This is a genomic window from Symbiobacterium sp. (genome assembly GCF_040797425.1).
Classification (GTDB): Bacteria; Bacillota; Sulfobacillia; order Symbiobacteriales; family Symbiobacteriaceae; genus Symbiobacterium.
Window position 1 is genome coordinate 1 of the sequence record NZ_JBFNEH010000050.1, and the last position, 23,712, is coordinate 23,712.

Consider the following 23,712-nt stretch of genomic DNA (forward strand, 5'->3'; position numbering starts at 1 on the left):
ATGTTGGGTGTCGTACCATGAGACTGCATCAGTCGAACCTCCACATGGTGGTTTAAGAGGGGCAACTCCCACCATGTATCATTGGTTCTGACTGATGCTTTTTCAATGGGTTTCCATTGCACGAAGTCCGGGTTATTCACGCGAAACTTGAGCTAGTCGGGGTCATCCTCCAGGTAGGGGAGCGGGCTGTCCGGCTTGAACTCCTCGGAGATCACCTCGTACAGTTCCCGGGCCTCGGCGGCCCGCACCTGCTCCCGCACCTCCAGCACGCGCACCGTGAGCTGCCTCCGACCGAAGTCGATGGCAATGACGTCGCCCGGCTTCACCTCCGTTCCCGCCTTCGCCAGCCGGCCGCCCACCTGCACCCGGCCGGCGTCGCAGACCTCCTTGGCCAGCGTGCGGCGCTTGATGATCCGGGAAACCTTCAAGAACTTGTCGATCCGCATGTACACCGCTCCCTATAACGAAGACCGGACCCCTGGTGGGGGGCCCGGTCCAGAACTCGTGATTTACACGCTCTCCTTCAGTTCCTTGCCGGGACGGAAGGCCGGAACCTTGCCGGCAGGAATCTTGATGGGGTCGCCCGTGCGCGGGTTGCGGCCAGAACGGGCAGCCCGGTTGCGGACCTCAAACGTGCCAAAGCCAACCAGCGAAACCTTGTCGCCCTTGTTCAGAGCTTCCTTGATCGACTCCACGACAGCATTGAGGGCCTTCTCGGCATCCTTCTTGGTCATGCCCGCCTTTTCCGCAACGCTCGCGACCAGTTCCTGCTTGTTCAAGAATCGGTCTCCCCCTTCGAGGTAAGATTGGGTACGATTCCCGTGAGCCGTATTCGGCGCGGGTTTCCGGAACTCCTTCCATTTCCTTTACGAGTGGTGTTATTTTTCCCTGTATTTTTTCCGGAATTCCGCCTGCTTAACCTCATTCCATACTGAATCCATCTCGGCCAGACTCACGTCCGTCACCCGCAGCCCCTTTTCGGCCAGCCGCTCCTCCACCTGGCGGAAGCGCCGCTCGAACTTGGCGTTGGTGCCGCTGAGCGCGATCTCAGGGTCGATTTTCAGCTTGCGCGCCAGGTTCACTACCGCAAACAGCAGGTCGCCGACCTCCTCCTCCTGCTCGGACGCCCCGGCGGCCAGCACCTCCCCCAGTTCCTCGCGCACCTTCTCCGCCGGCCCGGCCGCGTCGGGCCAGTCGAAGCCCACCTTGGCCGCCCGCTTCTGGATCTCGAGCGCACGGCTGAGCGCCGGCAGCGCCCTGGAGATCCCACTCAGAACAGACGCCGGCTCCTCACGCCCGCGCTCCGCCCGCTTGATCGCCTCCCAGTTGCGGGTGACGTCCGCGGCGGTCTTCGCCACCGCCTCGCCGAAGACATGCGGGTGGCGCCGGATCAGCTTCTCCGTGATGCCCTGCACCACGTCGCGCATGTCGAAGTGGCCGGCCTCGCGGGCGATCTGCGCGTGGAAGACCACCTGGAGCAGCACGTCGCCCAGCTCCTCGCACAGGTGGGCGGGGTCTCCCTGGTCGATGGCCTCCACCACCTCGTAAGCCTCCTCCAGCATGTACCGGCGCAGGCTGGCGTGGCTCTGCTCCCGGTCCCACGGGCAGCCATCGGGCGCCCGCAGCCGCGCCATCACTTCCACCAGCGGGTCAAGCGGCCAGCGCGTGGTCTCCCCGGACTCCGCGGGCGGGAGAAACAGGCTTACTTCATAGTCTGCCCACTCGTGACTCGCCAAACCACTCAGGTGCGCCTGGCCCACAGCACCGTCCCGGTAGAGACCCACGGGATGGTCAGGCGGGTAGTGCGCCAGCAGCGCGGACTGCAGCCGGCCCAGGCCGCCGGGCGGAACCGCGCAGATGAGGAGCGGCAGGTCGCACCGCCCGCTCAGTACGTCCAACTCCGCCGCCGCCCGTACCGCGACACCACGGGAGAGATCGATTCCAAACGCCTGCACCAGTTCGTCGATCACGGTAGAGCCCTCCTACTCGTCGCGCAGTAACCGCAGCCGCCTCAGCAGGCGAATCGCCGCCGGCGGGATGCCGGGCACCAGCTCCAGGTCGGCCTGCCGGATCCCGCCCAGGACCAGGATAGCCACGCCGTAGATGAGCACCCCAAAGGCGATGGTGACCAGCCCGGAGAGCCGGGTCCAGGGAATGGCCCTCTGCACCAGCGGGCTGACCAGGACGAGGCCGCCCGACATCACCAGCGAGGCCACCAGGGGCCGCAGGATGTTCAGACGCACCCCCAGGTTCAGCCCGAGCCGCGAGCGCACCGCCGCCAGGTTCAGTCCCGCCGAGAGCAGGAAGGCGGCGGTGGTCGCCCAGGCCGCACCGGTCGCGCCAAAGGCGGGAAGGCCTGTCCACCAGTACGTCAGCACGATCTTGGCTACCACGCCGGCCAGCTGGTTCCACACCGAGAGCCAGATCAGCCCCATCCCCTGCAGAATGCCCGAGGAGGTCTGCTGCAGCATCAGGAGGATGGTCGACCAGCCCAGCGGCGCCATCACGAAGTAGCCGGGACCGGTGAAGAGCACGCCGTAGACCTCCCGGGCGGCGACCACCAGCCCGGCGGTGGCCGGCAGGCCGATCAGCCAGGTGAGCCGCATGGCCGCCGCAGCCCGGTGGCGCGCCTGCTCCACCCGTCCCAGGGCCATGGACTCGCTCACCGCCGGCACCAGCGCCACGTAGAGCGCCTGGGCAATGATGAGGGGGAGGTCCCGGATCTGCGTCGCGTTGGTGATGTAGCTCAGGGCCCGCTTGGCCTCCGCCTCCTCGAACCCCGCGGCCAACAGCCGGTTCGTGATCAGGGCGCTGTCGGCCAGCGACATCAGCGGTACAACCGCGCCCAGGAAGGTGAGGGGCAGCGCGATGCCCAGGATCTGGCGCAGGAGCTGCCCCCTTGGCATGTCCTCCCAAGACTCGACGCCCGGGGTGACCGTCGTCCATCCGGCCATGGGCCGCTCCCGCAGGTAGATGTAGCCGGCATAGAGCAGCCCGATGAAGACGCCCACCGTATTGCCGGCATTGAAGGCGGCTGCGCCCAGGTTGAGTGCCACGGGAGTGAGCAGGAAAACCCCGGTGAGGCCGAGCAGGACGCGCCCCACCTGCTCGAGGACCATGGTCACCGCGGCCGGGCGCATCCGCTGCATGCCCTGGTAAAGGCCGCGCAGGGCCACCTCCAGCGTCACCATGAGAATCGCCGGCGATAGCGCCAGGAAGCCGGGGGTGGCCTCCGGAAACTGCTGCATCCGCGCCATCCACGGGGCGGCAATCGCAAAGAACAGGCTGAAGGCCGCCCCGCTGACGGCCAGGACCATCGTGGCGACCCGCACCACCCTCCGGGCCCCCCGCAGGTCGCCCACCGCCAACCGCTGCGAGACCAGGCGGGAGATCGCCACGTTGAGCCCCGTCGAGGAGATGGCCAGGATCAGCATGTAGACGTTGTTCGGCGGCGTGACGAGAGCCAGGCCGTCCTCCCCCAGGGCGAGCTGGGCGACCGGGCGGTAGAAGACGCCGAGCGCGCGGGAAATCAGGGAGCCGACCGTAATCAGGAGGGCTCCCCGCATGAACCCCTCGGCCGTGGACTGCTGCAACGATGAACCCCCCTGTGCCCCCGCCCCGCGGGTGCGGACCGAATCCGTTACCACGTCTGTCCTTCTGTCTACCGCAGGAGCCCGGTGCGCCCCAGCACCACAGCCAGCCGCGGCCCGATGCGAGGGAGCGCGGCCACGTCGCGCCGGCGGACGCCTCCCGTCACCAAGAGTGCGGCGCCGTACACCGCCGCCCCGGCGGCAATCTCGGCCAGCAGGCCGAGGTTGCCCTCCGGCACGCGCGGGCCAAGCCACCGGAGGCTGCCCACCATCAGCAGGGCGCAGAACAGCGGCCGCCAGAGCATGGTCCGGGTCAGGAAAGCATGTCCGAGGTGCCGCTCCACACCGACCAGATTAAGGAAGGCAGCCACGGCGAACCCGACGGCCGTGGCCCACGCCGCCCCTGCGATGCCGTAAGGGCCTGTCCAGAGTGCCGTCAACACTACTTTGACCGCAAGCCCCAGGGCGAAGTTCCCCACGGTCAGCCCGATGCAGCCTACGCCCTGCAGCACGCCGGCGGTCGTCTGCTGCAGCATGATGGGGAGCGTCGCCCAGGCCATCGCCGCTGTGGCCGGGCCGCCACTGGGCGCGCCGTAGATCAGCCGGTAGATTCCCGTGGCCAGCGCCCACAGCCCTGCCTGGGCCGGGACGCCCAGCAGGAAGGTGAGGCGATAGGCCTGGCGGGTCCGCCGCAGGGCCTCGCGGGGCTTCCCCGCGGCCACCGCTGCGGTCACGGCCGGCAGGATCGCCGTGTACACGGCGGTGGAGACGATCGCCGGCAGGTTTGCGATCATGAAGGCGTTCGTGAGCAGCCCGTACTGCTCCTGGGCGTCGGCACCCACCACGCCGTGCGCCGACAGGGCCCGGAACACGAAGACCGCGTCGGCTGCCATCATGAGCGGCACGATCGCGCCGACGATGGTGATGGGCCCGGCCACGGCGAAGATGCGGGCGTACAGGCGCAGGCCGCCCGGCAGCGGTTGAACCGCGGGGAGCGGTTCGGAGCCCGCGGCGGCCTGCTCCGCCTGCCACAGGGCCCGCCGCTCACGCCCGAACAGGACCAGCATGTACACCAGCGCGGCGGCCGCGCCGGCCACGTCGCCCAGGTTGAACCCTGCGGCGCCCATGGGCACGGAGACCCGCACCAGCAGCCAGGTCAGCACCAACCCCGTCGCCACGCGCACCACCTGCTCGACGATCTGCGAGAGCGCGTTGGCGGTCACCTGCTCGAACCCCTGAAACAGCCCGCGGAACGCGGCCAGCACCGACGTGATGAAGAGCGCCGGCGCCATCGCGCGGAAGCCCAGCGCAGACTCGGCCACCTCAGGCGAGACCGCCCGGGCGATCCATGGCGCCCCGAAGAAGAAACCCAGGGCGCCCGCAAGGCCCAGGCCGGCCATCAGGGCGAGCGAGGAGCGGAACACCTGGCGGGCGCCCTGGCTGTCGCCCAGCGCCATGCGCTCGGCGACCAGCCTGGCGATGCCGATGTTCAGGCCCACCGAAGTGAACGAAAGGACGATCTGGTACGCGGTCACTGGTACCTGCGTGAGGCCCAGTCCCGCCGCTCCTCCCCGACCGTCGTACGGGGCGAAGATGCGGGCGATTACCGGCTTGTAGAGCAGGCCGAGCAGCCGGCTGATCAGCGTGGCCAGCGTGAGGATGAGCGCGCCGCGAAGGAACGATTCGCGCCTGCGTGCCTGCATACAGCCCCTCCTACCGCACCGGGCATCCCCGGCGAGAACCGCTCAATCCTTCACATGGTATCCCACCCTTCGACCGTCGTAAAGGGCGGGGCGCCCCTGTTTCAAGAAAAACCGTTCAGGAGTCAGTGGACTGCTCCTGAACGGCAGAGGGTTCTCCGCTATTGCTCCATCTGTTTCGCGAGGAAGCCGGCGGCCGTCTCGGCGAGCTTGACCTCGGTCTCCGTCATCGTGGCATCGGGCTCCCGGGAGCAGATGATCACGGCGCCGATCGGGTCGCCCCCCGCCACGATCGGGGCGATTACGTACACAGGAAAGCGGTTCTCCTCCTCGTCATCGCCGATGATGGAGCCGCGCTGCTTCGCCTCCCCCGCTTTGAGCACCGTAATCGAACGGCGATCCTCCATGGACCGCTCCACCAGCGAACCGATGGGCTTGTTCAGAAATTCCTTTTTCGGAGCCCCGGCTACGGCGATGATCGTGTCCCGGTCGGCGATCAGTGCAGTATGCCCGACAGCCTCGTAGAGAGAGTCGGCGTACTCCTTGGCAAACTCCCCCAGTTCCCCGATCGGCGAGTACTTCTTGAGGATGACCTCGCCATCCCGATCGACGAAGATCTCCAGGGGATCGCCCTCCCGGATCCGAAGGGTTCTACGGATCTCCTTGGGGATGACAACCCGGCCCAGGTCGTCAATGCGCCTGACTATGCCTGTGGCCTTCAAGTACAACCCTCCTCTGTAGGCAGCGACTTCGGCTCGACTGCCGTTAGTATACGGCAGCCCTGACAACCCCTATGCACCCTCTGGCAACCCGCCCCACCGGGGCGTTCCGGTGACATTCTATGCAGAAGCTGGCAGCACAGGCGCACTTCTACCTGACAGAGGCGACCGTGAACTCATGCAGCTGCTCCATCAGCAGGAGCAGCGTGCGCAGGAGCGAGCGGGGATCCAGCCCGCGCACGTTCACCACGAAACTCGAGCGCTTGAGCCCGCGCGGGATCTCGATGCGCCCGCGGAACTCGGGCTTGCGGTTGAGTGTGGCCAGCCGGTCAAACGGGAAGCGGGCCGCCTCCGCCGGCTGGAACTTCACGGTCACCCGGTCCCGCATCTGCGTGATGGCGGTGATGCCCAGGCGGTTGCAGTGGACCTTGAGCCGGGCGATGTCGAGGAGGTTCTTCACCGGATCGGGCAGGGAACCGAAGCGGTCCACCAGCTCGTCCGCCACATCCTCCGCGTCGGCCAGCGAACGGATGGCGATGATGCGCTTGTACGCGTCGATCTTCTGCCGGGCGTCGGGCACGTACTGGTCGGAGATGAAGGCATCCACCTGAAGCTCGATGTTGGCCTGCACCTCTACCGGCGGTGCCGGCTCGCCCTTCAGCTCGCGCACGGCCTCCTCGAGCAGCTGGGTGTAGAGGTCGAAACCGACGCTCACGATGAACCCGTGCTGCTCGGGACCCAGGATATTGCCTGCGCCGCGGATCTCCAAGTCGCGCATGGCGATCTTGAACCCTGAGCCCAGCTCGGTGAAGTCCTTGATCGCGCGCAGGCGCTTCTCGGAGGCCTCGGTGAGCACCTTGTCCCGCCGGTAGAGGAAGTACGCGTAGGCCAGCCGGTTGGACCGCCCCACCCGGCCCCGCAGCTGGTAGAGCTGGCTCAGCCCCATGTGGTCGGCCTCGTCCACGATGATGGTGTTCACCTGAGGGATGTCGATCCCATTTTCGATAATGGTGGTAGCCACCAGGACGTCGTACTCGCCCTCCATGAAATCCAGGAGGATCTGCTCCAGCCGGTCCTCCGCCATCTGCCCGTGCGCCACCGCGATGCGCGCCTCGGGAACCAGCTGGTGGAGGCGGCTGGCCACCTTGTCCAGGTCCTGGATCCGGTTGTGCACGTAGAAGACCTGCCCGCCCCGGGCCAGCTCGCGGCCGATCGCGTCCTGCACCAGGGCGTCGTCGTACTCGGCCACAAACGTCTCCACCGGGTACCGGTCCTCCGGCGGGGTGGTGATCACCGACATATCCCGCATGCCGACCATCGCCATGTGCAGGGTACGCGGGATGGGGGTGGCGGACAGCGTCAGCACGTCGACGTTCGCCTTGAGCTGCTTGATCTTCTCCTTGTGCGCCACGCCGAAGCGCTGCTCTTCGTCCACGATGAGCAGCCCCAGGTCCTTGAACTTCACGTCGTCGGAGAGCAGGCGATGGGTGCCGATCACCAGGTCGATGCGCCCGTCGGCCAGGCCCTTCAGAATCTCGGCCTGCTCCCTGGGGCTCTTGAACCGGTTCAGCACGGCCACGTTGATCGGGAAGCCCTCCATGCGGCTCTTGCACGTGGCGTAGTGCTGCTGGGCGAGGATGGTCGTGGGCACCAGGAAAGCCACCTGCTTGCCGGCCGTCACGGCCTTGAAGGCAGCCCTTAGGGCCACCTCGGTCTTGCCGTAGCCCACGTCGCCCAGGAGCAGCCGGTCCATCGGCTGGGGCTTCTCCATGTCCGCCTTGATCTCGGCGATGGCCTTCAGCTGGTCCGGCGTCTCCTCGTAGGGGAACGCATCCTCGAAGTCCCGCTGCCAGGGCGTGTCCGGCGGGAAGGCGATGCCGGGCTGGGTCTGCCGGATGGCCGCCAGGCGGAGCAGCTCCGCCGCCATCTCCCGGATCGACTCCTTGACCCGGGTCTTGACCTTCGCCCACTCGCCGCCGCCCAGCCGGTTGATCTTGGGCTCGTGCCCCTCGGCGCCAATATACTTCTGGATCTGGTCAACCTGCTCGGTGGGGATCTTGAGCCGGTCGCTCCCCTCGTACTGGATCACCAGGTAGTCGCGCGTGACGCCGAGGATGGTCTCGGAGCGGACGCCCAGGTACCGCCCGATGCCGTGGGTGGCGTGCACCACGTAGTCGCCCACCTGGAGGTCCTGGTAGCTGGCGATGCGCGCCGCGTGCCGCCCGCCGGCCCCGGCGGCCCCCGCCGCGCCTTGCACCACCCCGGCGCGGCGCCGCCTGCGCGGGCGGCCCTGAATCTCGGCATCCGTCACCGTGACCAGCCGCTGGCTCGGCCACTGGAAGCCGCCCTCCAGTGACCCGATGCCCACCCAGACGGCCCCGGACGGCGGCACGGCCACCTCGGCGCCGGGGGCGCCGGCGCCGCTCTCCACGTCGGCCTCCAGCAGCAGCTCCCGCAGGCGCTGCTGCCGCTCCTGGGTCCCGGCGAGCACGACGATCCGATAACCCTGCTTCTTCCAGCGCGTGAGCTCCTCCATGAAGAGAGGCCACTGCCCGTGGAACTCCTGCATGGCGGTGGCCGTGAAGCCCACCTCGTTGGCCGGCCGGATGCCCGGTATGCCCCGGCCCAGCGCGCTGAAGTAGATGGTGCTGCCCTGCCGGCACCGCTGGAACAGCGCGTGGTAATCGAGGTAGAGGCCCAGCTGGCCCGGGAGCAGGTTGCCCCGCTCCATCATCGCCACCTGCCGGTCCGCGTCGCGGCCCTCGAGCTTGGCGCTGGCGTCGCGGATGCGGGCCGGCTCGTCCACGAAGACCAGCGGCGGCTCCGGGAAGTAATCGACCAGGGTCTCCATCTTCTCGTAGAAGAAGGTGGCGTACTGCTCCAACCCCGAAAAGTAGATTTGCTGTCCCAGCTTGGCCAGATGGCCCTCCACGCGCTCCTCCAGCCGCTCTGCCGCATCGGCGGGCTGCAGCAGCGGGGCCTGCCCCTCCGCCTGCCCATCCCGGGCCCGCATCTTGCGGAGCCGGGCCACCGTCTGCTCCAGGTCACGGCGAATGCGGGCAATCGCCTGGTCGATTCCTGTCTCGGGCAGGATGAACTCGCGCGCCGGCCCCACCGCGGCGGTCTCCAGCCGCTCCACGGTCCGCTGGGTGGCCGGGTCGAAGCGCCGGATCTCGTCGATCTCGTCGCCCCAGAACGCGATCCTGAGCGGGTAGTCTCCCGCCAGCGGGAAGAGGTCGACGATCTCGCCCCGCACCGCCATGTGCCCCTTGGACTCCACCATGTCGACCCGCTCGTACCCTTGCCGGGCCAGCCGCGCCACCAGCTCATCCCGCTCGATGCGCAGGCCGGGAGCCAGGGTGAGCAGGGCGCTCTGGAAGACCGCACGCGGCGTGAGGCTGCGGTACAGGGCGGCGGCGGGGGCGACCACGATCAGGTTCTCGCCGCGCGCCAGCCGCTCCAGCACGGCCAGCCGCTGGCCGACTACCTCGGGCGAGTGGGCCACCACCTCGAAGGGCAGGTACTCCATCGGCGGGAAGAGCACCACGTCCTCCGCAGGGAGCCAGGTCATCAGGTCGTCACGGAAGCGTACGGCCTGCTGCAGCGTCGCGGCGATGACCAGGACCGGACGGCCGGTCTGCCGTCGCAGTGCCGCTGCGAGCGCGCTCTTCAGCGACCCGGCCACGCCGTAGACCATCTGCTCGGCCAGGCCGCGCTTCAGGCCGTCATGAAGCGAACTGAACTCCGGCGAAGCCTGGAGAAGCTGAAGCAAGGTCTCATTAGGCATGCGGGAACCTCCCCAGAGTGTGCCCCCGAGCCCGGGGGTGAGCGTGGGGGCGCGCTTCCCCGCTTCAGGAAGCAAACGCCACCAAGGGCTCTAGCCCGCTTGGGTGGGGGCTACAGCCCGAGTCGCGCCGCGGAAGTCTGGCTCCCGCCAAAGCGCAATTGGCGGTCAGCGGGCCTGCGCCCTCCCGGGCGCCGGCTCCGATACCGGTTCCACATCAGCCAGGCGGGGCAGCCACGCCCGGGCCGCCAGCCAGCCGGCCACGCAGGCGGCGCTGAAGCGGACGGCCAGCAGGAGCAGGCCGCTGGCACCGACCGCGGTAAAAAGAACGGTCTCCTCCACAATAGCGTGGCAGACGCCGAGGAAGACGCACATCACGGTCAACTCGTTCCGGCTCAGCCGCCCCTCCCGGGCGGTCTGCAGCAGGACGCCCGCACCGTAGGTGAGCCCAATCCCCAGCCCCGCCACCATCGGCACGGCGGCATCGGCCGGCAGCCGCAAGGGGCGGAGCGCCGGCACTGCGTGGCGGGCGACGCGGGGCAGCCACCCGGAATCCTTGAGCAGCTGGATGGCCACGAACAGCAGGAGCAGCCACCAGAGCTTGACCACCCCCAGCACGCCGGCGACGAGCCCTTCCCAGATCCATGTAAGCCAGACCATGGCGCTCCTCCTAGGGTAGGACCCAGTTGAGCACCAGTGCAACGGCGAACATCGCCGCCGTGCGAGCTGCCACCACCCAGCGAGCCCGCGCACCTGCCTTCGCCACCAACGCCGTCTCCTGGATGGCGGAGTGGCTCAGCATGATCATCGCAGCCAGGATAGTCTTCTCCCGGGCGGAGAGGCCCAGTGCGACCAGGACGCCGAGCCCGGCATAGAAGTTGACCAGGTTCGCCGATACCAGCGCCAGTGCCGACTCGCCCGGAAGGCCGAAGATTCCCATGAGCGGGCTGAGCCAGTCCGACAAGTGCCCGAGCCACCCGCTCCGATCCAGCACGTGAATCACAACGGTGGCCGGGACGATGACCTTCGCCAGCTCCCAGAGTACCTCGAGGCCGGTGCGCACCCCCCGCCTGACGGACACCGCCCAGTTCATGCGGAAATCACTCGCTCCCTACGCTATTGTAGCGGTTCATCGCCGCCTCGATGCCATCGGTCAGGAAGCACTCCACCGCCGCGACCGCCCTGGGCAGCACCCCGGCTACGGTGGCCGCGTCGTCCGGCCCGAAGGGCGCGAGAACCCAGTCGACCACCTGCCAGCCGGGCGCCGGCCGGCCGATGCCGATCTTCAGCCGGGGGAACACCTCGGTGCCCAGCTCCGCGATGATCGACTTGATGCCGTTGTGCCCGCCGGAACTCCCCCTGGCGCGCAGGCGCAGACGACCCACCTCCAGGTCCAGGTCGTCGTGAAGCACCAGCACGTCCGCAGGGTCGATCCGGAAAAACCGGGCCGCCTGGGCCACGGACCGTCCGCTCAGGTTCATGTAGGTCAAAGGTTTAAGTAGCAGCACCTTCTCGGCGTCCGGCCCCCAGCGCAGTTCGCCGTACAGGCCCTCAAATCCGCGCTGGTCCACCGCCACCCCGTGCTTGCGGGCGAACGCATCCAGTAACATCCAGCCCACGTTGTGCCGGGTGTTGGCGTAGCGGGGGCCGGGATTGCCGAGACCCGCGATCAGCTTGGGCATGATCTGATTCTCCCCGTGTGCGGTTCGACACGCATTACTTTACCACAGCCGGCGATTCTGCGAACACGCTGAGCGCAACGAAAGGGCACCCCGACGGTACGCCGGGATGCCTCGCAGTGACGGGGAATCAAAGTCGGGGTTCCTCTTCGAAGATCTTTGAAACCGACAAGTCCTCATGAATGCGGATGATCGCCTTGGCCAGCAGCGGCGCCACGGAAACCACCCGGATCTTGTCTGCCAGCTTGGTGTGGTCCACGGGAATCGTGTCGGTCACCACGATCTCCTTGAAGGGGCTGTTGGCCAGCCGCTCGTACGCCGGGCCGCTGAACACCGCGTGGGTACAGGCGGCATAGACCTCGGTTGCGCCCCGCTTCAGGAGTGCCTCGGCGCCACTGACGATGGTGCCGGCCGTGTCGATCAGGTCGTCCACCATGATCGCCGCCTTGCCCTCTACGGAGCCGATGATGTTCATCACCTCCGCCACGTTGGGCTCGGGGCGGCGCTTATCGATGATGGCCAGCCCGACCCCCAGGCGCTCGGCGAGGTCGCGGGCCCGCGGAACTCCGCCGGTGTCGGGCGAGACGACTACCGCGTTTTTCAGGCCCTTCTGCTTGAAGTAGTTGGCGATCAGGGGACCAGCCTGCAGGTGGTCCACCGGGATGTCGAAGAAGCCCTGAATCTGCGCCGCGTGCAAATCGATGGTCAGCAGCCGGCTGAAGCCCGCCTCGGTGATCAGGTTCGCCATCAGCTTTGCGGTGATGGGTTCACGCCCCCGGGCCTTGCGGTCCTGCCGGGCGTAGGGGAAGTGAGGCACTACCGCGGTGATCCGGCGGGCGCTGGCCCGCCGGAGGGCGTCGCCGATCACGAGCAGTTCCATCACGTTTTCGTTGACCGGATGGACGCCGGACTGGAGCACGAAACAGTCCGTACCCCGCACCGACTCGTTGATGTCCACGCGGATCTCGCCGTTGGAGAACCGGCCCACGTTCATATTGCCGAGGCTGATTCCCATGTGCTCGACGATCGCTCTGGCCAGCGGAAGGTTGGCATTGCCGGAGAAAATCTTCAGCTTCCGATCCGGGTACGGTACCACTGCTAAACGCCCTCCCTATTCTCCTTCCGCTTGCGCCAGGCTTCCTTCATCCTGGCGACGCGGCCTTCCTTGACGACCACCGGGGCCCGCTCCACCACGAGCGCATCCGCCGGGATCTGGGCCCGCGGTCCCACCGTGGAACCCGCGGCCACCAGTGCGCCCTCACCCACGGTGATCGGCGCGATCAGATTCACGTTGGTGCCAATAAACGCGCCCGCACCGATTTCGGTATGGAACTTCTCAATGCCGTTGTAGTTGGCGGTAATCGTGCCGGCGCCGATGTTGGCCCGGGCACCGATGGTCGCATCGCCCAGATAGGAGTGGTGGTGGCACTTGACGCCGCGGCCGACCTTGGCCTTTTTGAGCTCGGCGTAGTTGCCGATCTCCGCCTCGCCCTCCAGATAACAGCCAGGACGCAGGTGCGCCATCGGGCCGATGCGGCAGTTCGGGCCGACGTAAGACTCCTCCACCACCGACTGCATCACCGTGGAGCCGTCGTCGATGGTCGAGTCGACGACGGTGGACATGGGGCCGATCTGGCAGTTCCGCCCGATGCGGGTCTTGCCCCGCAGGAAGGTGAACGGCCAGATGACGGTGTCACGCTCGATCTCGACCTCTTCGTCGATGTACGTGGCGTCGGGGTTGATGATCGTAACCCCGTTCAGCATGTGCCGCTCGTTGATCATGCGGCGGAGGCGAGCCTCGGCCTGGGCCATCTGCACGCGGTCGTTGGGCGCCAGGGCCTCCTCCTCCGTCGCCAGGGGCAGCGCCTGCACCTTTTCGCCCGCCCGCAGGAGGAACTCCCAGGCCTGGGGGAGATAGTATTCGCCTTGGGCGTTGTTGCGATCAAGGCGCCTGAGAAGGCCGGTGAAACCCTCCCGCCGGAACATGACCACGCCCGGCCAGATCTCGCGGATCTGGCGCTGCTCCGGCGTCGCATCCTTGTACTCCACGCTGCCCACGAACGCCCCGGTCTCCCGGTCGCGCAGGATCCGCCCCAGCATGGCCGGGTTCGAAACCTCTGCTGTCAGCAACGTACAGGCGGCACCGGCCTCGACGTGGGCGCGAATCAGCCGCCGAATCAACTCCGGCCCGATGAAGGGCTGGTCGCCGTACAGGACCAGCACGTGCTCTCCCGCGGCCTCGTCGATCAGCGGCGCAGCCTGCAGCACGGCGTGACCCGTGCCCAGTTGTTGTTCCTGAACTGCATACCGAACGCTGTTGCCCAGATAAGCGCGAATCCGTTCCTGCTGGTGGCCGACCACCACGATGATGTCTTCCAGCCCGGCCCGGCGTAAGTTGTCCACGACGTGGCCGAGCATCGGTTTGCCGGCGATGGGGTGCATCACCTTGACCAGATCGGACTTCATGCGTGTTCCCTGGCCGGCTGCAAGCAGTACGGCGGTGACGTCCGACATGGGACTCCTCCCCCCGTCTTAATCCGGAGCCATTATACCACAGCAGCTAACCGATACAAGGGAAAAAGACCCGGCACCCCCAGTGCGCCGGGCCTGTACCCCCTGTCCGGGACGCTATCCATGCTGCAGATACGCGCCTCCCGCCGTCGCCAGCTCCAGCTCCGCATCCAGCTCGGGCTCCGCCTCCATCCCGGTCATCCCGTCCAGCCCCGAATCCAGTTCGAGCGCCGGCTCGCCCTCCAGCCCGGACTCCACCTCCGGGACGGCAACTGGAGCCGACACCGAGATTTCCTCTGCGTCGGAGCGCACGAGCGCCCGATAGGCGCCCAGCACCGCCTCCTGGATGGCCTGGCGCATCTCCGCCGTGCACGGGTAGACGATGTCCTTGTACTGGCCGTCCTTGTTCCTGCGGCTGGGCATCGAGACGAAGAGGCCCTTGGAACCGGCCACGACCTTCAGGTCGGTCACCGTGAGCACGCCGTCAAACACCACCGTGCAGAACGCCTTCACCTTGCCCTCGCCCTCAAACTGGTGGATGCGCACATTGGTGATCCGCATGGTTTCGTACCTCCTTACGCGTTGTGGCGTGGAAGTACTTCTCTGCGATTCCAACTCTTTCCTGCCAGACGCGCCGAAAAAACCGTGCAAATGTTCGCAGAGTGTTCGAGGGCTGACGCGCAGGCCGGCGCCAGGGTAACCCCCGGCGCCGGCGCGCGGTCTTGTGTGCTACTCCGCCTTCGGCGTCTGGGCGCTGCGGCCCCGGAACTCGGCCGCGGCCGCGCCCGCCGCCAGCGCGCTCAGCGCCATCAGCGTCAGAGCGCACCCCACCAGCGGGATGTGCAGCCAGAGCGGCAGGTGGCCGTGCAGCAAGAGCGCCACGATCGGCACCACGGCCACCGACAGCGCCGCGCTCCCCACCAGCACGTTCCGGTACCACTCCGCCGGACGATGCAGGATCGTCATCCCCCTCACTCCCCCCTGCTGTGCATGTGGCTTCTACGCGTTTGGACGAAATGGCGGGATGATCGAGACCTGGTATCCCTTCGCCTTCAGGGTACTCAGGATCTCGTCGACATGCCGTGCGTTGCGGGTTTCGAGGGCAAGGTCGATCTCCACCTCGCCGATGGTCACGCTGTTCAGCCAGCGCTCGTGGTGGACGCTGATTACGTTTGCCCCCGCCCGGGCCACGGTGGCGAGCAGCTCCTGCAGCCCGCCCGGGCGATCCGGGACGAAAGTGGAGATCCGGATGTACCGGCCGGCTTTCACCAGCCCCCGCTCGATGATGCGCGAGATGATGTTGACGTCGATGTTGCCGCCGGACAGCACGGCGCAGACCGGCCCGCGGAGGTCCGGCACCTTGTCGCCCAGGAGGGCGGCCATCCCCACGGCGCCGGCACCTTCCACCATCAACTTCGCCCGCTCCAGAAGGTACAGGATCGACTGTGCGATCTCCTCCTCGTCCACGAGCACCACGTCGTCGACGCACTGGCGGATGATCTCCCAGCACAGCCGGCCCGGCTGTTTGACGGCAATGCCGTCGGCGATGGTGTGCACCGACTGGGTGGCCATCAGCTCGCCGTGCTGGCGGCTGAGGAAGACGGCCGGGGCGCCCGCCGCCTGCACGCCGACGACCCGCACATCCGGCCGCAGCGACTTCAGGGCCAGCGCGATGCCGGCGATCAGCCCGCCGCCGCCGATGGGCACCAGCACCGTCGCCACTTCGGGGAGCTGCTCCAGGATCTCCAACCCGATGGTCCCCTGACCCGCGATGGTGTACGGGTCGTCGAAGCCGTGGATCAACGTGTAGCCGTGGGCGGCCTGCAGCTCGCGGGCCTTCTCGTAAGCGTCGTCGTAAGTGGAGCCGTGGAGCACGACCTCGGCGCCGTACGACTGGGTCGCCTCCACCTTGGAGATGGGAGCCCCCTCCGGCATGCAGATGACGGCGCGGATGCCGAGGCTGCCTGCCGCCAGGGCCACGCCCTGCGCGTGGTTGCCCGCCGAGGCAGCGATCACCCCGCGGGCCCGCTCCTCCTCGGTAAGGGAGTAGATCTTGTTCAGCGCGCCCCGAACCTTGAACGAGCCGGCGCGCTGGAGGTTTTCCGCCTTGAGGTAGACATCCAACCCAGGGTGTGCAGCGATGTCGGGGCTCTTGAGCAGCGGCGTCTTCTTAATATGATCTGCGAGCAGAGTCCGGGCATTTTCGATGTCTGACAGTGTTACCACGCACGGGTCACTCCTTCGTTGGTCGCTGGGCCGGAACCACGCGCACCACCCGTTGCTCCTCGTCGACGTCCTGCAGGGTAAGCAGGGAAGTGTAGTGCTCCACCTGCTTCCGCTCCGGGAGCGCGGTGGTGACAAAGATGCCCACCCCCACCACGGTGGCGCCCATTTCGCCGGCCACGTCGACCATAGCCTTGGCCGTCGTGCCGGCTTTCATGAAGTCGTCCACCACCAGCACCCGGGAACCGCGCCGGAGGGCCCGCAGCCCTACGGTCATGGTGTGGATGCGACGGGAGGAGCCCGAGATGTAGTGCAGCGTGACCGACGGGCCCTCCGTCACCCGGCCCTCGCGCCGGGCCATCACCATGGGCAGCCCCAGGGCCCGGGCGACCATGAGCGCCAGGGGGATCCCCTTGGTCTCCACGGTCAACACCACGTCGGGCTCGGCGTCGATGAACCGCGCGGCCAGGATTGCGCCGATACGGGCACTCCAGATGGGGTGGGTGAGCAGGTCGGTCATGTAGACGAAGCCCCCGGGCAGAATCCGCCCCGGGTCACTGAGCAGGCGGCAGAGTTCCTGAATGGTCTCCTGCTCTTCGGCCGCGGAGGGCAGCGGCCAGTACTGCACCCCGCCCGCCGCGCCGGGGTGGGTGCGGAGGCGGCCCGACCCGTCCGCCTCCAGCGCCTCTTTCACCAGCGCCAGATCCTCCGAAATGGTGGACTTGGCGGTGCCGAACCGTTCCGTAAAGAAGCTGAGCGGCAACAACTCCCCAGGCCGCTCCGAGAGCAGCCTCATGATGGCCACCAACCGCTGACTCCGGTTCATGCGATCGATTTGCACCGCCCCCCGTCTGCCCTGCGCGCACCGTTACTTCAGGATCGCGCGCATCAGTTCGAGGTCGCTGGGCTTGTCCACGTCCATGCCCACCTCGGGCCAGGGGGCCACCACCACGGCTCCCCGGATGTCCAGCATGCGCGAGACCTTCTCCTCCAGCTCCTGCAGGGTCAGGTTCTTCAGCAGCAGGTAGCGCAGAGTGAACCCCACGCCCAGCAGGCTTACCATCTTCATGGGGCTCTTGCGGTAGTCCAGGAAGGCGCGGATCTTCTGCTCCACGCGCCCCACGATGGCGGGGTTTACCAGGAAGATGTTGCCCCCGGTGAACGCGCCGTCCCGCAGGGTGACGTAGGTCCGCTGCGCGGTGGGGAAGCGCGCTTCCGCCACCTGCCGCTCCACGATCGGATAGTAAAGATCAGCGGGCCGCTGCCGGCACAGCGCGATCAGGTCGTCGATGATCTGGCCCGTCACGAGGGGAATGTCGCTGCTGACCACGAGGAACTCCTCGTCGTCCGGCAGCACCTTCAGGGCCTCCAGGATGTTGTCGACGATGTGACCACGGCTGGGTACGAACTCCAGGTTCCGGCCGTGGACGTGGGGCTCCACCTCTCCCGGAGGCGCCACGATCACAATGCGCCCCACGGACTTGGCCTGCTCCAGGCCGTCGATGACATACTGGATCATGGGCTTGCCGTTGATCTCAACGAGCGCCTCATTCGGTGCTGGACTGACCTCCCGCAGGGGCCCGCCGTTGGCGGCACCTGCCAGAACGACGACGTTGACGGCCACGTCCGATCTCTCCCCTAATTCTCCATCCAGCCGAAACAAGCAGTCTGCTTCTCGCCCCGCCACGCGAACTCCTGCAAATCTTCGCCTGTCAGAGGTGAGGCTTCAACGGGCAGCGAATAGCATTATCAGCTTTGCCTGCCTGACATGGGGGTAGCGTACAGTTGTTGCGCCGTTTGTTATTTTGCGGTATCACGGGACTCCTCATTCTGACGCCGTCACCGGCCTTCGCCGCGGAGCCGCCCGCGCTGCGGGGCGAGGCCATTCTTCTGATGGACGCTCACACCGGCCAGGTGTTATACGACCAGAACGGCTCCAAGCGCCTCTACCCGGCTTCCACCACGAAGCTGCTCACCGCCCTGGTGGCCGTGGAGCGCGGCAAACTGGACCAGATCATCCGGGTCAGCCGCTCTGCAGTGGACAAGGGGCCCGACTCCGCCACCTGCTCGATCAGCGAGGGTGACGAAGAGCCCCTCGAGTACCTGTTATACGGCCTCCTGCTCCGCTCGGGCAACGACTGCGCCGACGCCATCGCCGAAGGGGTGGCGGGGGGCGACACCCAGCAGTTTGTCTCCTGGATGAACGAGACGGCCCGGGAGCTCGGGGCTACCCACAGCCACTTCGTCAACCCGCACGGCCTGCACGATCCCAATCATTATACCACCGCAGAGGACCTGGCCCGCATCGCCCGGGCCGCACTGTCCAATCCGATCATCGTGCGGATTGCGGCCACCCAGTCCTTCGACTGGCCAGGCAAGGAGCAGAACGGCACCTACTACAACCTCTTGAACGACTTCTTCCAGCTCTACCCCGATTTCAAGGCTGGTAAGACAGGCTTCACCGAAGAGGCCGGCTTCACTCTGGCCGCCCTGGCCGAGAGGGGTGAGCAGGCCCTGATCGGCGTCACCATGGGCTACGAGAACAAGGCGACCGAGCTGGAGGACATGCGCCAGCTGTTCGAGTTCGGCTTCTCGGCGTTCCACGTGGTCGACGCCGTCACAGAGGGCTCCGCCTGGGGCGAGGTGCCCGTGACCCAGGGCGAGGCCCCCAGCGTCCCAGTGATGGCCTCGGGCTCCTTCTCCGTCTCCGCGCCGCTGGACGCGGACGAGCCCGGCGTCACGCTGGTGCCCCACCTCCCTGCGGAGGTTGAGGCGCCCGTGACCGCCGGGCAGCAGGTCGGTACCCTGGAGGTGCGGGACGGCGACGTGGCGCTGGGTACGGTGCCGCTCGTTGCGGCAGAGACGGTGGGGGTGAGCAGCCCGGTCCAGGCGGCAGCAGCCTCGCCGGGTCCCGGGGTCCTTTCCCTCAAGGTCCTGCGGATCCTGGCCTGGTGCGCAGCCGGGCTGGCCCTGGCGGTCCTCCTGCTCCGGACCATCGCCCGGGCCCTGCGGCGCCGGCATCGCCGGGCCGCCTCCCCGCGGTTCCGGCGCGCGTCCTGGACGCGCGGCGTGATCAGCAGCTATCGGCCCCGCATGCCGCGCTAGGCGCTGCGGCGCAACGGGTCAACCAGGCTCCCCGGGCCAGGGGGCGGATCCGGTCGAGCAGGGCGGCCCCGGCCACCTCGTCGGGCACCAGCCCGAACACCGTGGGGCCCGCTCCGGACATCACGGCCCCGAGTGCGCCCTCCGCCAGCAGTGCCTCCTTGAGGCGGGCGATCTCCGGGTGGCGCGGCAGCATCACGGCCTCAAACACGTTGCACAGCCCCCGGGCGACGCCCACCGGGTCACCCTCGGCCAGCGCCGCCTCCACAGCCGCGGCATCTGGACGGAACGGGACCGACGGCAACTGGTCGAAGAGCTCGTACACCTTGCCTGTCGACTTCGCCACGGGCGGCGTGGTCACCACCAGCCAGAGCGGCCGGGCCGCCGGAACCGGCGTCACGCGCTCCCCAACCCCCTCCACCCGGGCCGGCCGCCCGACGATGAAGAAGGGAACGTCAGAACCCAACCGGACGGCGAGGCGGATCAGCTCCTCCCGGGTGAGCCTCGTGCCCCAGAGGCGGTTGAGCCCCAGCAAGACCCCCGCGGCGTCGGTGGACCCGCCGGCCAGGCCCCCTGCCACCGGGATTGCCTTCTCCAGGCGGATCCTTACGCCCCCCGGGTAGCCGGTGGCCTCGCGAAGCAGCACGGCCGCCCGGTACGCCAGGTTCTCTTCCACCCGCCCGGTGACGGCGGGGGTGCACTCGAGGGTGATGCCCTCCGGCGCCGGCTCCAGGATGAGGCGGTCGCACAGGGAAATCGGAACCATGACGGAGCGGATGTAGTGGTAGCCGTCCTCGGGACGCCGCTCCAGAACGTCCAGCGTGAGATTCACCTTGGCCGGGCACTCCAGTTCCAGCCGCTGTTCTGCGCCGATGGGCATCGCCACTTCCCCCCGCAAATTCAAACAAAGAGCCAGGGATCACCCCCTGGCTCTTCTTCAGCGCACCGCGTTAGCGGGACTGCGCCTAAAACTTGGTGTCCTTGCCGCACGCGGAGCACACCACCAACTCCACGGCTTCCGTCAGCAGGTCAGCGTAGCTGTAGCTCACCCGCCGCACGCCGTCTGCCTCAGAGATCCGGACGGTGAAGATGTTAGGGTATGTACCTTCCAATACCCCTTCGCGCTCGACAACCTTCTTGCGACCCTTGTTGGCCTTCAGTCGAATCCGCTCGCCGACGTAAGCCTCAAGGTCCCGCTTGATGTCGACCAAAACACTCTTGGAAGCCAATTGCCACCACACCTTCCCCGCTCAGCCGCGAACTCCGCTGGCGAAAAGCTTCACAAGACGATTATAGCAGAACCCGGGAGCGGGGTCAAGGAAACTGGATATTGTACTTTCTCCGGTGTGGCCTTGTCAAGTACTTCTGGTGAATGATCTGCGTGCCATCTCCAGGGGTTCGAACGTGTGCCATGGGCCCGGGAACCAGTCGACTGGGGGACCACTCTGCTGAGAGCCGCTCTACTTGGTGTAGCGATCCGCGACCTTCGACGCGCCGTAGGAGTTGGGCTTGATCTCCGCGTGGAAGCCACTGCCTGCGATCATGCCCACCACGTCGCGAATCAACTCGCGGGTCTCCCCGCGCTCGCCGATGTCGAGGTGAATTTCCACGTTCAGCCCGGACGCCCCGCTGGCGGCCAGGCGCTGCGCCAGCCGTTCGGCCGTGGAGAGCGACAGGGCCGCCTCGTAGAAGATGCGCTGGCGGAGGCTGCGCATGCGGTGATGGCGGCGCTTCCGGTAGTAGAAGCGCGCACCCTTGCCCCGCCGGTGCACGATGATCGCGGTGACAAAGCACAGGTCCGTCCGGGTCTGCGAGTCAGTGCCGACGATCAGACGATACGAGCCGCCCGGGTCGTCAGCCATGAACGCCAACAAGTCCTCGACCATCTGGTCGAAGGTCAGCGGTCCCTTCGTCGGGCTGTGGAATCTGCCATCATCCAAGTGTGCTCCCCCCAAACGATGCAGCTCTGACGACCGACAACGGTACCCGTTGGCCAGGCTCATGCACGCGCAACTGGGAACAGGTTTCGTGTCAGGGCGGCAAATTCCTCCAATGAGAGGCTCTCGCCCCGTCGATTCCCGTCGATGCCCGCCGCCTGCAGGGCCTCCTGCACGGCATCCTTCGTCACGCCCAGGGCGGTGAGCGCGTTTGCCAGGCTCTTGCGCCGCTGCCCAAATGCGGCCTTCACCACCCGGAAGAACTCCTCCGGGGACGCGTCGACCGGCGGTTCCGGCCGCACCTCCATCCGAACGACGGCGGAATCCACGTCGGGCTGGGGAAGAAAGGCGGCGCGGCTCACCCGCTTCACGATGGACGCCTCCGTGTAGTACTGTACCGCCACGCTGAGGGCACCGTACGCCTTGGAGCCGGGCGGCGAGACCATCCGATCGGCCACCTCGCGCTGCACCATCACCACCAGGCGCTGCAGCGGCAGTCGCTCTTCCAGCAGGCGCATCACCAGGGGAGTGGTGATGTAGTACGGCAGATTGGCCACCACCTTGGCCTTGCGACCGGGCGAGAGCCGCTCTGTCAGCAGTTTATGTAGATCAACCCGGTTGGCGTCCCCGTGGATGATCTCAACATTCCCGAACTCCGCCAGTACGGTCTCCTGCAGCGCCGTGACGAGCGCCCGGTCGAGCTCGATGCAAAGCACCCGCCCCGCACTGGCTGCCAGCCGCCGGGTCAGCGTGCCCAGCCCGGGCCCGATTTCCAGCACGAGGTCACCCGAATCCAGGCCTGCGGCGGCGATGATCGCGTCGAGCACCCGCCCGTCAACCAGGAAGTTCTGCCCCAGCCGGTGCTGCGGACGCAGTCCGTAGCGGGCCATGATGGCCTTCAGGACTGCGGGGCTCGCCAAGTCCATCTCAACCGTCTCCTTGCCTCAACTGTGAAGGGCCAGGGGTCCGGAGGCGGCCCCTGGCCCAGGCTCAGTCTGCCAGCACGTAGACCCTGACGCGACGCACGCCCCAGGCGAGTGCCTCCTCCAGCGTGTCAAAGCAGACGTCGATGCGGTTGCCCCGGATGGCACCCCCCGTATCCGCAGCAACTGCCGGGCCATATCCTTCCACGTAGACGCGGGTGTAGAGCGGGATCACGCTGGGGTCGACTGCCACAACCCCTCGGCGCGCTGGAATCCCGGTGTAGGTTAACCCACTTCCGTCCGGATTACTCTCCGGCCCCGGCGTGTAGGCCGTGGCGATCATTTCCAGCTCCTCGGTATACCGGTACTCCTGGCCGCCGCGGGAGACGACCCCGAGCGTGCCGTAGGCCAGGATGGCCGGCGTCGGCTCCTCCAGCACGGTCTCTCCGACCACTTCGCTGGAGACGACCTGTCCGTCCTCATACAACACCCGGCGCTCCACCCGCTTGAGTCCTGGCCGCCCATCCTGCAGCAGCTCCGTAGTGCCGACAACAAGGCTGTTGTCCGCCCGCTCCACCGTGTCGTACGGAATCTCCTCCACGGTCGACTCCAGTTGCTCCACCCGACGGGTGATCTGAATCTCCATCCCGGGCGTGACGAGCGTGCTGCCCGGAACGGAGAGCGAGTCCAGCTCTCCCAGCGCAAGGGACCGCTCCTGCAGCAAGTCTGCAACAGTCCTTGCACCGGTCGTCACCGTGATGCGATGGCCGCCATCGATAATCGTGACGGGCACGAGTCGCTCCTCCGGTTCGGCGGCAGCCGCCATGGAGGCCACCGGCTCCGGATCGTGGGCCGCGGCGACCGGCGGCTCCTGCCGCCCCAGGAATCCGAGAGTCCACGCCAGAAGCGCCACAGCCGCGCCACCTGCCAGCAGGCGCCGCCGGATCACTGTCAGGTGCATCCTCGGCCTCCCTTCGTGCGTGTCTGCGCGGGATTCATCCCTGGGGGATTTCGCCCTCAGGGCCGCACATGCCTGCCAGCCAGAGTTGCCAACTTCTGTGGGCGAGACTCGGCGCAAACTCGAGATAGCCCGGTGATCATCTGATCACCGGGCTGGTGTTGGCGTGCCTACCAGGATTCGAACCTGGGGCCTCTTGCTCCGGAGGCAAGCGCTCTATCCACTGAGCTATAGGCACGTTTGCGTTGTGAGCCGTGGGAAATGGGTCGTGAGAGAACCGCCGGGTGTGGAATCGCCACCGGGTAGCAGGCGCTGCACGACCGGTGGCGAGGCGTGGTGGTGAGCGTGCCTCTCGGCAGGCGCCCTGGTGGCCCCAACGGGATTCGAACCCGTGTCGCCGCCTTGAAAGAGCGGTGTCCTAGGCCTCTAGACGATGGGGCCGAAGAAAGTGGTGGGCGGTACTGGGATCGAACCAGTGACCCCTTGCGTGTGAAGCAAGTGCTCTCCCGCTGAGCTAACCGCCCACAAAGGAGTTTGGGCAGCGACCTATTCTCCCCCTTACGGAGTACCTTCGGCCCTGGAGGGC

At 67.3% G+C, this 23,712-nt stretch carries 23 protein-coding genes and 3 tRNA genes; 1 reads left to right on the forward strand and 25 read right to left on the reverse strand.

From position 1 onward, the window contains the following. Nucleotides 1-152 precede the first annotated feature (152 nt). The 17 genes from AB2385_RS13895 to AB2385_RS13975 form a co-directional block, all read right to left on the reverse strand. Nucleotides 153-446 (reverse strand): RNA-binding S4 domain-containing protein, encoded by a 294-nt coding sequence (locus AB2385_RS13895; protein ID WP_367655611.1) that lies wholly within the window; start codon nucleotides 444-446, stop codon nucleotides 153-155. A gap of 63 nt (nucleotides 447-509) precedes the next feature. Next, entirely contained in the window at nucleotides 510-779 is a 270-nt protein-coding gene (locus AB2385_RS13900) for an HU family DNA-binding protein (RefSeq protein WP_367655612.1), read from the reverse strand. Nucleotides 780-878: 99 nt separating this feature from the next. After that, nucleotides 879-1,970: a nucleoside triphosphate pyrophosphohydrolase gene (gene mazG / locus AB2385_RS13905; protein WP_367655613.1), complete on the reverse strand. Its 1,092-nt coding sequence runs from the start codon at nucleotides 1,968-1,970 to the stop codon at nucleotides 879-881. Nucleotides 1,971-1,982: 12 nt separating this feature from the next. Beyond that, nucleotides 1,983-3,593 (reverse strand): polysaccharide biosynthesis C-terminal domain-containing protein, encoded by a 1,611-nt coding sequence (locus tag AB2385_RS13910; protein WP_367655614.1) that lies wholly within the window; start codon nucleotides 3,591-3,593, stop codon nucleotides 1,983-1,985. A gap of 68 nt (nucleotides 3,594-3,661) precedes the next feature. Further along, on the reverse strand, nucleotides 3,662-5,293 hold the full coding sequence (locus AB2385_RS13915; RefSeq protein ID WP_367655615.1) for a polysaccharide biosynthesis C-terminal domain-containing protein: 1,632 nt from the start codon (nucleotides 5,291-5,293) through the stop codon (nucleotides 3,662-3,664). A 158-nt stretch (nucleotides 5,294-5,451) separates the two neighbouring features. Further along, the gene (spoVT, locus tag AB2385_RS13920; protein ID WP_367655616.1) at nucleotides 5,452-6,012 is read right to left on the reverse strand and encodes a stage V sporulation protein T; all 561 of its coding nucleotides are present in this window, start codon (nucleotides 6,010-6,012) and stop codon (nucleotides 5,452-5,454) included. Nucleotides 6,013-6,160: 148 nt separating this feature from the next. Further along, nucleotides 6,161-9,796 (reverse strand): transcription-repair coupling factor, encoded by a 3,636-nt coding sequence (mfd, locus tag AB2385_RS13925; protein ID WP_367655617.1) that lies wholly within the window; start codon nucleotides 9,794-9,796, stop codon nucleotides 6,161-6,163. 165 nt (nucleotides 9,797-9,961) lie between these two features. Next, nucleotides 9,962-10,453 carry a nucleoside recognition domain-containing protein gene (locus tag AB2385_RS13930; RefSeq protein ID WP_367655618.1) on the reverse strand — a complete coding sequence of 164 codons (492 nt, stop codon included), beginning with the start codon at nucleotides 10,451-10,453 and terminating at the stop codon, nucleotides 9,962-9,964. 10 nt (nucleotides 10,454-10,463) lie between these two features. After that, entirely contained in the window at nucleotides 10,464-10,886 is a 423-nt protein-coding gene (locus AB2385_RS13935; protein ID WP_367655619.1) for a nucleoside recognition domain-containing protein, read from the reverse strand. 7 nt (nucleotides 10,887-10,893) lie between these two features. Next, a complete protein-coding gene (gene pth / locus AB2385_RS13940) occupies nucleotides 10,894-11,475 on the reverse strand; it encodes an aminoacyl-tRNA hydrolase (protein ID WP_367655620.1) in 582 nt (193 codons plus the stop codon). Nucleotides 11,476-11,602: 127 nt separating this feature from the next. Next, entirely contained in the window at nucleotides 11,603-12,568 is a 966-nt protein-coding gene (locus tag AB2385_RS13945) for a ribose-phosphate diphosphokinase (protein ID WP_367655621.1), read from the reverse strand. Nucleotides 12,569-12,570: 2 nt separating this feature from the next. Continuing rightward, nucleotides 12,571-13,986 (reverse strand): bifunctional UDP-N-acetylglucosamine diphosphorylase/glucosamine-1-phosphate N-acetyltransferase GlmU, encoded by a 1,416-nt coding sequence (gene glmU / locus AB2385_RS13950; RefSeq protein ID WP_367655622.1) that lies wholly within the window; start codon nucleotides 13,984-13,986, stop codon nucleotides 12,571-12,573. Between the two features lie 114 nt (nucleotides 13,987-14,100). Beyond that, on the reverse strand, nucleotides 14,101-14,544 hold the full coding sequence (locus tag AB2385_RS13955; RefSeq protein ID WP_367655623.1) for a SpoVG family protein: 444 nt from the start codon (nucleotides 14,542-14,544) through the stop codon (nucleotides 14,101-14,103). Between the two features lie 168 nt (nucleotides 14,545-14,712). After that, nucleotides 14,713-14,949, reverse strand: coding sequence for a hypothetical protein (locus AB2385_RS13960; RefSeq protein ID WP_367655624.1), 237 nt, complete (start codon nucleotides 14,947-14,949; stop codon nucleotides 14,713-14,715). A 33-nt stretch (nucleotides 14,950-14,982) separates the two neighbouring features. Beyond that, nucleotides 14,983-16,209, reverse strand: coding sequence for a threonine ammonia-lyase (ilvA, locus tag AB2385_RS13965; RefSeq protein ID WP_367655625.1), 1,227 nt, complete (start codon nucleotides 16,207-16,209; stop codon nucleotides 14,983-14,985). Nucleotides 16,210-16,216: 7 nt separating this feature from the next. Next, a complete protein-coding gene (purR, locus tag AB2385_RS13970) occupies nucleotides 16,217-17,032 on the reverse strand; it encodes a pur operon repressor (protein ID WP_367655633.1) in 816 nt (271 codons plus the stop codon). A 42-nt stretch (nucleotides 17,033-17,074) separates the two neighbouring features. Continuing rightward, on the reverse strand, nucleotides 17,075-17,830 hold the full coding sequence (locus tag AB2385_RS13975) for an NTP transferase domain-containing protein (RefSeq protein WP_367655626.1): 756 nt from the start codon (nucleotides 17,828-17,830) through the stop codon (nucleotides 17,075-17,077). Nucleotides 17,831-17,991: 161 nt separating this feature from the next. On the opposite strand from AB2385_RS13975, the gene AB2385_RS13980 reads away from it, so the two are divergent. Beyond that, entirely contained in the window at nucleotides 17,992-19,311 is a 1,320-nt protein-coding gene (locus AB2385_RS13980; protein WP_367655627.1) for a D-alanyl-D-alanine carboxypeptidase family protein, read from the forward strand. Here AB2385_RS13980 and ispE read toward each other — a convergent pair. From ispE to AB2385_RS14020, 8 genes are all read right to left on the reverse strand, one after another. After that, entirely contained in the window at nucleotides 19,280-20,188 is a 909-nt protein-coding gene (gene ispE / locus AB2385_RS13985) for a 4-(cytidine 5'-diphospho)-2-C-methyl-D-erythritol kinase (protein ID WP_367655628.1), read from the reverse strand. The genes AB2385_RS13980 and ispE overlap by 32 nt on opposite strands. 85 nt (nucleotides 20,189-20,273) lie before the next feature. Then, the gene (locus tag AB2385_RS13990) at nucleotides 20,274-20,537 is read right to left on the reverse strand and encodes a Veg family protein (protein WP_367655629.1); all 264 of its coding nucleotides are present in this window, start codon (nucleotides 20,535-20,537) and stop codon (nucleotides 20,274-20,276) included. Nucleotides 20,538-20,768: 231 nt separating this feature from the next. Then, complete coding sequence (locus tag AB2385_RS13995; protein ID WP_367655630.1) at nucleotides 20,769-21,248, reverse strand: ribonuclease H-like YkuK family protein; 480 nt, start codon at nucleotides 21,246-21,248, stop codon at nucleotides 20,769-20,771. A 59-nt stretch (nucleotides 21,249-21,307) separates the two neighbouring features. Further along, nucleotides 21,308-22,171: a 16S rRNA (adenine(1518)-N(6)/adenine(1519)-N(6))-dimethyltransferase RsmA gene (gene rsmA / locus AB2385_RS14000; protein WP_367655631.1), complete on the reverse strand. Its 864-nt coding sequence runs from the start codon at nucleotides 22,169-22,171 to the stop codon at nucleotides 21,308-21,310. Between the two features lie 64 nt (nucleotides 22,172-22,235). Next, a complete protein-coding gene (locus AB2385_RS14005; RefSeq protein WP_367655632.1) occupies nucleotides 22,236-23,129 on the reverse strand; it encodes a G5 domain-containing protein in 894 nt (297 codons plus the stop codon). A 159-nt stretch (nucleotides 23,130-23,288) separates the two neighbouring features. Further along, nucleotides 23,289-23,364, reverse strand: a tRNA-Arg gene (locus AB2385_RS14010). A 127-nt stretch (nucleotides 23,365-23,491) separates the two neighbouring features. After that, a tRNA-Glu gene (locus AB2385_RS14015) sits at nucleotides 23,492-23,567 on the reverse strand. An 8-nt stretch (nucleotides 23,568-23,575) separates the two neighbouring features. Then, a tRNA-Val gene (locus AB2385_RS14020) sits at nucleotides 23,576-23,650 on the reverse strand. Between the last annotated feature and the right edge of the window lie 62 nt (nucleotides 23,651-23,712).